The organism is Methylomicrobium sp. Wu6 (assembly GCF_035916875.1).
Lineage (GTDB): Bacteria > Pseudomonadota > Gammaproteobacteria > Methylococcales > Methylomonadaceae > Methylomicrobium.
Genome location: NZ_JAXUHN010000017.1, coordinates 1 through 8,635 on the forward strand (window position 1 = coordinate 1; position 8,635 = coordinate 8,635).

The following is an 8,635-nucleotide window of genomic DNA, read 5'->3' on the forward strand; positions in this document are numbered from 1 at the left end:
ACTCTCTCATTTTCGATTCTCCTATCTTTTGGTCGAGACAAGAGCATCGTAGTGACCGCCTTATAGGTCAAACCTCTGAGAGTCCCCCGGCATAGCCGGGGGTTTACCAATATTAATTATTAGCGCCGGAATCCTTAGAGTCATATTAGAGTTATAAAGTGTAAGAAATCTCAAGACGAAAAAAAAGCATCCGAAGATGCCTTTTTCCAACCTGGTTGTAATGCTTTCGCATCGGATTGACGGGTTCCCAAGGTTGCTCAGGACTGTTGGAACACCACTAGTTCTCGTGCTCGAACCTACGCCGCATCGCATCTTCCCGGGCATCCTTGATTTCTCGCATAACACTTCTCACATCCGCCTTTTTGTCGCTGCTTTTAAACCGGCCTGTTAGCTGTACGTCGGGATGCAGATTTCCGCTTTCGAAGAGTTTCCAGATTTCCTTGCCGTAATGGGTTTCCAGAAGTTCCGGGGCAAACTGGCCGAAATAGGTCGCCAGATTGTTGACGTCCCGTTCCAGCATTCTCGCGGCGTTATTGTTGGCGGCGGCGTCGACCGCCTGGGGCAAGTCGATAATGACCGGCCCGTGGCTGTCGACCAGGATGTTGTATTCGGAAAGATCGCCGTGAATGATACCGGCGCAGAGCATTTTTACGACTTCCCGAATCAGCATTTGATGGAATTCCAGCGCCTGTTCGCGGCTTAATTCCAGGTCGTTCAGTCGAGGGGCCGCGTTGCCGTCCTCGTCAGTGATCAGTTCCATCAGCAGCACGCCCTCGATAAAGTTGTGGGGCTTCGGAACGCGGATGCCCGCGTCGGCAAGGCGGTACAGCGCATCGACTTCGGCGTTCTGCCACAGGGCTTCCTGTTGCTGCTGTCCGTAGCGGGTATTTTTTTGCATCGCCCGCGCCTGGCGGCTGTTGCGGGTTTTACGCCCTTCGGTGTATTGCGCCTGTTTGTGGAACCCGCGCTTGCCGGCTTCCTTGTAAACTTTGGCGCAACGGACTTGGCCTTCGGAGACCACTACATAGACGGCCGCTTCCTTGCCGCTTTTCAAAGGGCGCATCACTTCGTCGATGAGACCGGCTTCCACCAGGGGTTCAAGAGTTTTTGGAGTTTTCATGGCAGGCTTTATACCCTAGTTTTTAAAGCGTGTGAATCAATATTGGATGATTATTTTAATGTTGCTTTATCAAGGCGGCCTTATTTAATCTGCCGTCTGGCTCGTAGGATAATCTTCCTGCTTAACAAGTTCGATTTTTACCGAAATTCCGAATTCCAGGCTTGAAAATAAACGCATTAATTCGTCGCAGTCAAAAAATGAGGCAGGCCTTATCCGTTATAATAGCCGTATTTTCCTCTCTTTGAGCCCCCTCATCGCATCTCGTTATACATATCTCGGCGAACGGGGCAGTTCCCTGATTGCAACTCATTGATTTTTTTCACCCGCGGCATAGGATCAGCAAAATGGTTGTTCTTCCATGTGCTTGATACGCAATAGCCGTGTGACTCATGTATAACGGGATGCCCTCATTGGTGTCCACATCCAATTTTACCCTCTCTATCTAAACACCGCCGACATTCCGAAATGTCCTTTTGAGCATATTCTCGATCCTGATCTGGAAGGCAAGCAGATTGACGAGATTGCAAACCTGCTGGTCAAATTGCTCGAAAAGCGTTATCCGATCCCCGAGGACCAACGTAAATTCCTCAGCGAGCACTATCCTGAATCGATGCAAATACTCAGATGCGTCCACCCTAAATCGCATGGCTGCGTTAACACGGTCTTTTAAATCGGCAATAATTTGCCTAAGGGATATCAGGTTGGGCTGTTCGATAAGCCCGGCAAACAATATAAATCGATCATCCGTTTTTCGAATGCGGTCTCGTTGGTCGGACCGGATATTGACAACACCGGCAAGCGCGGCAGCCGAGGCATGGCGGTTAAAGTGTTCAATGTCAGCGGCAAAGTGTTGAGCAACGACAGGGGCGGACATAATCAAGATTTTTTGATGATCAATCAGCCGAATTTTGCGTTTGCGAATACCGAGGATTATTTGCGTCTGCACCGGATCTCGGACACCCAAGGCGATAAAGCGGACGGTTTTTTGCGCCGTTTAGACTGCAGGCTCCCAATCTCACCAATTCCGAAAAACAAGCAATTTTGCAATACATCGCAGACGAGAAAATTTATGATACTTGGGTGGAGCATCGACTCGGCAAGTGATCGAATTTTAGGGTTCCCGCACTCTGCGCGGGAACCCTAAACGGAGAGTTTCCGAAAGAGACTTCCTGAATCCTTACAGGACTTTCAAATACTCCAATAACGCCGCTTTTTCCTCTTTCGACAGCTTGGTGCCGAATTCGTGACCACAGCGACTGTTGCCGGATTTAATATTGTCGCCCTCACAATCGGTCGTCTTCAAGACATAATCGAATTTGCTTTGCTCGACCGCGAGCCCGATTTTTTCAGGATCGTAGGCTGGCCCGACTTTAAACTCGACGGGCCGATTTTGCGCCGGTTCCAATAACGCCGCCAAGGTAGGCACCGAACCGTTGTGCAAGTAAGGCGCGGTCGCCCAGATGCCCTGCAAAACACGGGATTCGTAAGCAATGGCAGGGGCCGGATCGGTAAATTTATCCTTGCACTCATAAGGCCCTGCCTTCGGCGGAGTTACCTTCGCTTTCAGGCCTTGGAAAGCGCCTTTCAACACCGTATTGTCAGTCGTCACCAATTCCGCCTGTTTACTGAGCAATTGATCGGTAATTTCCCGGATTTTACTGTCTTTGGCTGCTTTAGCCTCGCCGGCCAGGCGTTCGATCAAGCCCAATTTGGTTTGCGCCTTCAACTCAAGATCAAGCGTTTTCGGCGACTTAGTGTACTGCAACAAGGTGCCCATGCCGACCAGACTCAAGACTTTGACCGCATTTTCATCCTTCGCCTTCAGCGGTTCTTCGAGGAACGGTATCTTGGCTCCGGCCAAGATGCCGGTATCGACCGTCAAGGCAAACAACTCGAATTCCTTCGGGTCCGTGCCGACATAACACAGCGGCGTCGCCCAGGTTTTGTTCAACGCGCGCGGAACGCCGGCGCGGATACCGTGGCAGGCAACGCAGCCGCCATTTTCGGTTTTGGTCGGGCTTTCATAGATCTGTTTACCCCGCGCGGCCAACTTCGCATTGACCGCCCATTTGCCTTGCTTCCACGGCCATTCCGGCGGTCCTATTTTTTTGACCAGCTCTTCTACTGCTTTCAAACCGTTAAAATTAGCCGAATTGTGTTCCAAATAATCGTAACCGAGAAGTTTCCCGGGGGCTTTTTGCGGATAGAAATCGGCAAACACACCGAGCACTTCGCCGTAATTACGCGACAACCCTAACAAATCGTTGCCGTTGTCCGCAAACCCGGGCCATTGGGTCTTGTCCTGAATCGGCGCATTCCAGACGAACGGATAACGCACCGGTGTGTCGGCCAGGTGAATGTTGGATTTGATGATATGATCCGGCATTGCGCCAATATCCAGGCCGGTCACTCGGTTCAGGATCATCGCGACTGCATCGAGGCGCGCCGGTCCCCAAGGCTTGTCTTTCGGTAACGCGATGCTCATGATCGTATGGTAAGGCAGGTACCAGGTCTCGACTTCTTTCCGCAAACGCGTTTTTTGATCCGCCGAAGGAGCTCCGCCCAGCACCGCGACTGCGAAAGCGTCGAATGACGGCGGGTCATTCAACGTATGCCCCACCGCGTTGTCCAAATCGGCCGCAAAGGTTTGGAAATCGGCGATCGCCGGGCCGCCGTCGATCCGGTACGCCTTGCCGTCCACCTCGATTTGCCGGGTGTGGCAGGCGGAACAGGTGATGCCGACCGCATTGCCGTTCACCGTAAAGCCGACCGGCAAGCCTTTCGTCTTGGCGTCGGGATTCGGCAAATAACCGTAACGGGAAAGGCCGTCCTCCAGAAACGGCTTGCCGTTCGCCTGTTTCAGCGCCAGGAACCATTGCAAAGGCATCACCCGGGAACCCTGATCTTGCGAATAATATTGCAAGCGCTCGGTGTTGGTCCATTGTTTGCCTTGTTCCGCATAGATCGGACCTGGCGCAGCATTTGCCGGCGGCAGTCCGAGTAGCTGACAAACCGCGGTCGTTAATATGATGGAAATGTGCTTTGAGCTGAATAAACGGTGTCGCATCGTCATGGCAATGTACCCATTGTTGATTAGTATTTTGTTATTATTTTGGCGAACGAGGAAGAAAGCCCAAGGCCCTTCCCCAGAAGAATCCAGATTCAAGCCGGTCCGTTGACAAAAACGCTCGGCGTCATGCCTCGGCACAAGTTGTAAGTTGAAACTTCTTTTCTGGTAGATATCATAATGACAATTAAAATTCAAGCTCGGCGCAAACATGTCGCCTATGCCGATTCACATGGCATGACCAACCCTTATTAATATACCGCTCAGCTTGTGCAAATTGTTTTTCGTCTCGCGGCGCAGCCCTCTGAGACCTTTAAAATAAAGTGTCGGTGGGCAACGCACTTGTTTTCTCCGCGATTTCCTATACGATGCACCTTGCTTCTATGATCTCGTTGGACAAATTTGGCGGACGCAGAATAACAGCGAACAATTCATCAATACAGGTAACTCATGGCAGTCAAAAATTTATCGGCAACCGAACTGAAAGATCGCCTCGCGCGCGGCGATGACCTATTCCTTCTCGATGTCAGGGAACCGCAGGAATATCATTATGCAAAAATCGATGGTAGCACGTTGATTCCATTACAGGAAATACCGCAACGGATTGGCGAGATCAATCCGGAGCGGAATATTGTGGTGATCTGCCATCATGGTGTGCGCAGCTCGCAGGCGGCGCATTATTTGGCGCATCAAGGCTTCGCGAGTATCGCGAATCTGGCCGGCGGGATCGATGCCTGGTCGCTCGCATGCGATAGTTCAGTACCACGCTACTGAACTATCGGACCGGATCAAGCAGCAATCCCGTTGAATTAAGCCATCAGTCGGCATACTCACAGCGCACAGGTGGACTGCCGATATCCAGATCGGATGGATATAATCGAAGCTTGCCATCCTTGGCTTCGCGGCATTGGTCTGTCTCTAGACCACCTTGTGGTGGCTTGCCCTCCGTCCCGCATCCATGTGGCCGTGAATTTCGGGCCCCGACGTTGTTCCGTTGATTCAACACTATTAGGCTCAAGCCGCCCCTCCCCTGTTGAAAGATCAGGATTTCAATCCGAAGACTTTGAGCTGGCTGCCAATGACACGGTCTGTGCCAGGCTCCAGACGGTAGATCATCACATACACTCGCCCATTCGCGACGACCGGTGGAATCATCTTGCCCATCAAACCGAGTCCGCCTTGATTATCGTCACCCGTTCTAAAAAGCCGACGCAATTTGCCGCCAGGCAGAATCGTAGACGCATCATAGGCAACCAGCTGGCTGTCCGCGAAACTCTTGTTGCTGTCGCCGTATTTGGCGTAAACACCCCATACAATCGCGGTGTTGAAATCAATCGCATCGGGCCGCCCCGGCAATGCTGCCGGCCGACCGGATATCGAAAGCAAACCGCCCGGCATGCCTCCGGGCGAATTGACTTTACCCGAAGCAGTTTCCGAACCCTGAGCCCGAAAGATCGGTAATTTGTCTGGTTCGGTAAAAAAATCATAACTTTTCAACTGCGAGTTTTCGCCCCAAACATAAACGATTCCACGGCCTTGGTCGCGCCTCGCGAACGCCATTGCATGGATATGGTGCATGCGGTTATTTTCCGGACGCAGATTGCTGCAAGGCAAAAACCAATTGCGGGTGCCCTCATCGACATCGCCAGGGTTAGGGCACGGAATGCTCGCGTTCAATTGGTTCGCGCGCGCCCAATTTTCATTCACGTCGCCACCATAATAGGATGCGACCAGCGGCGGCCGAAACATCAGCTTGTTAAAGCGATCGTTTTGGCCGAGATCGTTTTTATTCAGCGCATAAATGATCCCGTCCTTGGTGCCTTGCAGCAGCATGTTCGAACCAGGAATCAGCATCGGACTGGTCGCGCCGAAATCCCAGTCAGTGCCCGCTTTGTTGGCTTCGGCGCGGCCGCAGGAAACCTCGGTATTATTGTCCGACCAGAGACAGCCTGAACCGGATGTCCGTTCATCGAGAAACGCCTTGTACCAATCGACTTTTTGCAACAGCGGGCGACTGCCGCCGGAACCCGGTACGAAACGCAGCTTGATCATGCTTTCAGCCAGATCGACGCCGCCGTTGTTCGAGGTGCCGTTCGAAGTCGCGACGTAAATCATGTCGCCCTCGGTGACCGGCGCGCCGCCCGCCTGCCAAATGCCGGCCCCCCAATTATTGAACGATGTTGCGCAAAAGATGCCCGGCTCGCGTGAAAAACCGACCTGTCCGAGCAGGCCGCGCGTATCGTAAGCGATCACGAAACCGTGCGGATTATCCCTCCGATCGTTTTGCAGCGATTCACTGTTTGACGCGAACGCAATCACCAGACCATTGTTTCCGGTCAGCGCGAGACCCGCGCGCAGCTTGGGATAGGTATATTGCCGGCCTTGACCGTTAATCGCATTCGCATCATTGAACCAGCAGCCGCTGCCTTCCTGCGATTGCCCGAAGATGCGCACCGGCGGCGATTTCTGCATGCCGTTCATCGAATTCAAAGCAAAGACCTTATAGTCCCGATAGCGGTTGTCATTCGCATTTTTGCGCATCCAGGCCACTACATACAGGGTATTGGTGGCGGCATCGATGACCGGCGTGGCGGCGATACCCCAGGTCGGGGTATGCCCCCAAATATCCATATCGGCGGAATCGGCTTCGCGCCCAAGATCGACTTCATAGAGCCGCTTATTGGTGCGTGCGCTGATGCCGATCACCTGATTCTTCATCGTGGTCACGATAACAAGGTCGTCCGCTCCCGCTCCACCTTCCACAACCAATGGCTGCGTCTCGACCTTTGCGTCGAAATCATGCACATGCAACAGACCGAATCGATTAGCATTCACATTCTGCTTGCTCAGGATGAACTCCTGATTGTTGGCAGCGGTGCGGAAATTGTTGCCGGCGCGCTCCAGAATACTGACCGCGAACGCACTTCCTGTCCAAACACCCGCCATCACCGCGGTAAAGAATAAAACAGTTGACTTTCGAAGCATAACTCCCCCTACGAACTGAATTAAGTGTACCGCTTCACAATGAAGGAAACACCGCCAATTGTCAATAGCCTGAATATAAAAGTTAGCCTTTATTTTTATTATATTTTTTGTGCATATACTGATCATTTTCAGTGCGCGCAATCGCCGCTGCACTCATTTTTACCCTTCCAGGGGTTGTAAGCCGGAACCCCAGAAAATTTTGTCACTCCAATTCCAGCCCTTCCACGAGCGCATCCAGATCAAGCAATTTGCCATCGCTTTGGAAGGTGTAATGTCCATTGAGCAGAATGTGCCGCCACGCGGTCGGCGATATCTGTGTGATTAACGCTAACGCCTTTGCATTGCTGCCCGCTTCGTACTTGGTCAGCAGCCGCGACAGAATCGCCGAGTTATAGTAGATGATCGCATTGGCAATCAACCGCGCGCACTGGTTACTGATTTCGGTTTCGATGTCGGTGCGTCCAGTCAGTTTCTTTTTGCCCCCGACTTTCGAGATGGCGGCGCGTAGCTGGTGATAGGATTCAATACGGTTTTGCGAGCGATGAACTTTGCGTTCCAGTTGCGGATCGCGCAGATAACGCAATGTATAGATGCTGCGTATTAGCTTGTCGAACTCAAAGATCGCACTCCGTGTCGGATTCGGTGCGGTATAGGTGCATAACTTACGTATCAACGTACCTTGTGTCATTTCTTTCAAACCAAGCGTAGCGACGATCCGATCGATGTTCAGTTTTTCGTTGGCAATGGCTTCAATGTCGATCTGGCTGATCGGTTTAATCAGAAACTTCTCGTACAACGCCGGATTATCGAGGCAATAAAGTGCTTGCAATTGATCTTTCAGGACGGCAAATCGCGCTTCAAAACGTAATCCAAACCAGTGCAGAATGGCGAAGTTTGCTTTGCTAATGCTGTGCATGTCCCCGGTGATCGCGGTCGGCACAATATCGGATGTGTTACGATACCAAATATCGAAAACATGGTGGGCTTCGTACTCATGCGCACCGATGAGGTAGCCGTTAAGCGGTATGTGGTTGCGCAGCAGAGTATAGGCCACTACGCCTTTGCCGCGTCCGAAATATTTCCGCGAATGGCGTGCCTTCACGGTTGGACGCTCAACACCGAGTTTTTGACCATCGACGGCGCCGTACAGCGTATCCAAATCGAACGAGTAATGGGGGAAATCGGAAGCCCGGCGATAGCATTACTGATGCGGTCATTGGCGGTATGGAGGGATGCTTGCCGCAGATACTGCTGGTAGGTTGTTTCCAGCATGTGGTACGGGATATCGCTGGTGCGTGCCATGACCTTATTGCCGTGGTTCATGGCCTGTGCGATGATGACAGCCAGTAAATATCCCCCGGCAAAGCCGGGGGCTTTATGTTGTGAACCGCTCAAAGCGGTACGTGGGGTCGCTAACGCGGCCCCAGTTCAATAGCCGCCTAAAGGCGGCTTTCAGTTCCAAA

The 8,635-nt window shown here is 52.1% G+C and carries 5 protein-coding genes and 1 pseudogene; 1 reads left to right on the forward strand and 5 read right to left on the reverse strand.

All coding sequences use genetic code 11. From position 1 onward, the window contains the following. Window positions 1-277 precede the first annotated feature (277 nt). The 3 genes from U2W12_RS00550 to U2W12_RS00560 form a co-directional block, all read right to left on the reverse strand. The gene (locus U2W12_RS00550) at window positions 278-1,120 is read right to left on the reverse strand and encodes a PA4780 family RIO1-like protein kinase (RefSeq protein ID WP_326498726.1); all 843 of its coding nucleotides are present in this window, start codon (window positions 1,118-1,120) and stop codon (window positions 278-280) included. 442 nt (window positions 1,121-1,562) lie between these two features. Next, complete coding sequence (locus tag U2W12_RS00555) at window positions 1,563-2,066, reverse strand: hypothetical protein (protein WP_326498727.1); 504 nt, start codon at window positions 2,064-2,066, stop codon at window positions 1,563-1,565. Between the two features lie 231 nt (window positions 2,067-2,297). Then, window positions 2,298-4,193 (reverse strand): di-heme-cytochrome C peroxidase, encoded by a 1,896-nt coding sequence (locus tag U2W12_RS00560; protein ID WP_326498728.1) that lies wholly within the window; start codon window positions 4,191-4,193, stop codon window positions 2,298-2,300. 444 nt (window positions 4,194-4,637) lie between these two features. On the opposite strand from U2W12_RS00560, the gene U2W12_RS00565 reads away from it, so the two are divergent. Continuing rightward, window positions 4,638-4,961, forward strand: a complete 324-nt coding sequence (locus U2W12_RS00565; protein ID WP_326498729.1) for a rhodanese-like domain-containing protein — start codon at window positions 4,638-4,640, stop codon at window positions 4,959-4,961. 267 nt (window positions 4,962-5,228) lie between these two features. Here U2W12_RS00565 and U2W12_RS00570 read toward each other — a convergent pair whose 3' ends face one another. Together U2W12_RS00570 and U2W12_RS00575 are read right to left on the reverse strand one after the other, a co-directional pair. Further along, window positions 5,229-7,172 carry a hypothetical protein gene (locus U2W12_RS00570; protein WP_326498730.1) on the reverse strand — a complete coding sequence of 648 codons (1,944 nt, stop codon included), beginning with the start codon at window positions 7,170-7,172 and terminating at the stop codon, window positions 5,229-5,231. Window positions 7,173-7,374: 202 nt separating this feature from the next. Further along, window positions 7,375-8,522 (reverse strand): annotated as a pseudogene (locus tag U2W12_RS00575) (Tn3 family transposase); the annotation flags it as partial. Window positions 8,523-8,635 lie beyond the last annotated feature (113 nt).

Bases quoted from the DNA above. Each gene is read 5' to 3' on its own strand.
- U2W12_RS00565 (WP_326498729.1), top strand. From the start codon at position 4,638: ATGGCAGTCAAAAATTTATCGGCAACCGAACTGAAAGATCGCCTCGCG.
- U2W12_RS00550 (WP_326498726.1), bottom strand. From the start codon at position 1,120: ATGAAAACTCCAAAAACTCTTGAACCCCTGGTGGAAGCCGGTCTCATC.
- U2W12_RS00570 (WP_326498730.1), bottom strand. From the start codon at position 7,172: ATGCTTCGAAAGTCAACTGTTTTATTCTTTACCGCGGTGATGGCGGGT.
- U2W12_RS00560 (WP_326498728.1), bottom strand. From the start codon at position 4,193: ATGACGATGCGACACCGTTTATTCAGCTCAAAGCACATTTCCATCATA.